The 2,445-nt window shown below is 37.0% G+C and carries 3 protein-coding genes and 1 pseudogene; all 4 read right to left on the minus strand.

The window, feature by feature from the left end; translation table 11 throughout:
* Positions 1 to 114: 114 nt before the first annotated feature.
* Positions 115 to 1,002, minus strand: a pseudogene (locus DW059_RS15325) (type IV secretory system conjugative DNA transfer family protein); the annotation flags it as partial.
* 103 nt (positions 1,003 to 1,105) lie between these two features.
* Positions 1,106 to 1,378 carry a hypothetical protein gene (locus DW059_RS15330; protein WP_242986327.1) on the minus strand — a complete coding sequence of 91 codons (273 nt, stop codon included), beginning with the start codon at positions 1,376 to 1,378 and terminating at the stop codon, positions 1,106 to 1,108.
* 449 nt (positions 1,379 to 1,827) lie between these two features.
* Positions 1,828 to 2,139 (minus strand): type II toxin-antitoxin system RelE/ParE family toxin, encoded by a 312-nt coding sequence (locus tag DW059_RS15335; protein WP_117699360.1) that lies wholly within the window; start codon positions 2,137 to 2,139, stop codon positions 1,828 to 1,830.
* Entirely contained in the window at positions 2,129 to 2,389 is a 261-nt protein-coding gene (locus tag DW059_RS15340; protein WP_117699361.1) for a type II toxin-antitoxin system Phd/YefM family antitoxin, read from the minus strand. The genes DW059_RS15335 and DW059_RS15340 overlap by 11 nt, the downstream gene beginning before the upstream one ends.
* Between the last annotated feature and the right edge of the window lie 56 nt (positions 2,390 to 2,445).

Consider the following 2,445-nt stretch of genomic DNA (forward strand, 5'->3'; position numbering starts at 1 on the left):
CTTATTCTTTAAATTTAGTTGTACGCTTTACTTACCTAAAATATCAACGAATTTAACATCATTTTCATTATATAGACACAGTATAACATAATTCCTGTGCCTATGCGATATCATTTAATGCTTATTCCGATATGAACTCATCTTCTCCACAGTTACCTCCGCATAAAAGTAAGTAAGAATCGTTGCCTTCGGAACTCCTGCAGCAAGTGCTTTCTTCACCTCTTCCTTCTGCTCCGGTGTATATGACCAGTGTAGCATTCTGTTTGTGATGGTATCCTCCCACTTAGGCTTTTCCCTCTCAGGATTCCTTACAGGCTTAGCTCCAGTACTTCCATTAGACGCATTGGCACTTTCTGCAGCATCAGACTTCTGCGATTCATCGACATACTCAAGCTCATTTGCTTGCTCCCTGTCAATCTTTGCCTTCTGCTCTGCTTCATCCTGCATTGAGAATCTTCTGCTTAATTCCGCATCACCAAGCATCATAAACTGCTCATAGGTAAGAGAATCTATATACACATTCTCGCCCTTATCCTTCAGTTTTTCATAATACTTAACTGCCTTATCTGACAGAATCTCAAATGGTGGACCGATAAGATTATCTGCTCCCATTATCTGATGAACATAAGGCTCTCCCTTGCCATCTGCTGTCTGGTTAAACATCGGATGATTGAATGGTATGAACTTATTGTCCATGATAGGAACAAAACCACGGATAAAGATAATACACTTTTTGTTATCCAGCTTTCTGACCTCATCGGGTGTAAACAGTTCTCTTCCTAATACATCATAGTTTCTTGAAGAGCTTCCCTGTCTGCCCTTTGTCTCCCCGCTTGACTTCTTATCAATCGTCCCTTTGCACAAAAGCTCCGAGACATACTTGTGTGTACTCTGCTCATTGCCTCCAAGATAAATGAAAGTATCGCAGTTGCCGGGAATTGTCTCCCAGGTATCTTTGAAAAGTGCCTTTAACTGGGCAAAGTTCTGAATGATGATGCGTGACTTATACAAATGCTGTCGCATTTAAGGTTATGCCGGATACGGCATTATGTTCGTAACAATGGGACTTTTACAGCCCCTCTGCACTATGTTAAATATTACAATTTCAATCCAAAGAAGTTATGATTATATCATTTTCAACATCTGTATGCAGTATCTTATTCCGAATAGTTCTGGCTGCTTCAAGCACCTTCGATATCAGTAGTACAAGTTCCGTAATCGCCATATTAAGTATCAATGCTAATCGTTGTGGTTTGTTTCCATACAGTTCAATCGACCTTTTTATCGGTTCTGTGATATGTTCCCTTTTTTTCTGTAAAATCTCATCCATAGGAACATCACTTATGATTGCTCTGTCAACCTCCCGATTCCAGTCCATCCGCAGTTTATTATCCTGCTCAATCTGTTCAGTTTTGGGATTATTTTTTCCAATCTTCTTGGTAGCAAGATATGGACCATTACGATCAAATACTGTAGCTCTTCATTGGTGAGTGCCATGGCATGAACCTCCTTGCATAAACAAAATTCATACCCTTAAATGCACCCTATGAATATAAAAAGGCTTCCCAGATTATCTGGAAAGCCTTATGGTATTGTATTTGAATTTGGAATACTTGATTTTCTAATTGCATACGCAATTCGTGAAATGTATAATTATACTGTTGATACATCAGACACACAAATGTAAATAGGGACTTTGAATTTTATTTATACGGAACTAACAGACCTGTCATTTTTATTAGTTGCAATATCTTCCATTACTAAATTTTACTTTGCAGTATTTCTATTATACTAAATTTAATTTGTAGGATGAATACAACACATTTTTTATAATTTACTTTGATAATTCTCTAACTGATGAAAAATACCAACTACATTTACAACATCCGCTCTCACATCAAAAACGATAATATAATTCATCTGTGACACAACTGCCTCACGATATCCTCTTTTAGCAAGATATGCATCTCTGCACTCTGCGAACTGAAATGGATTAACCTCTAGCCTGTCACAGATAGTATCTATACTATCCAACAGATGCTTTGCTGCCTGTTCATTCCTTAAGCAATAAATTAAATGATACACAAGATTATCAAGCAGTTCATTCGCATGTTCAGTAACATTTATTTTATATGCCATACTTCGCCCTCATTTCTCTAAGCGCAGTTCTGGCATCCTTTACCTGTCCTTCCTCTATTTGCTTTTCAGATATTTCAATATCTCTGTACATAGCAATCTGTCTCATGGTTGACTCATAAGTCTCCATGCTCATAATTACCATATCTCCATATCCATTTTTCGTAATATAAATTGGTTCCTCTGCTTTATGACACATATCAGATATCTCTGATGTATTCTTCAAATCTTTAATTGGAATTATTTGTGGCATAATGTACACCTCCTATTCATGGTCTAATTATACCATAATTATGTCTTTTTTCAATT

The sequence above is a fragment of the Roseburia sp. AF42-8 genome (assembly GCF_003435965.1).
In the GTDB taxonomy this organism is placed as follows: Bacteria; Bacillota; Clostridia; order Lachnospirales; family Lachnospiraceae; genus Roseburia_C; species Roseburia_C amylophila.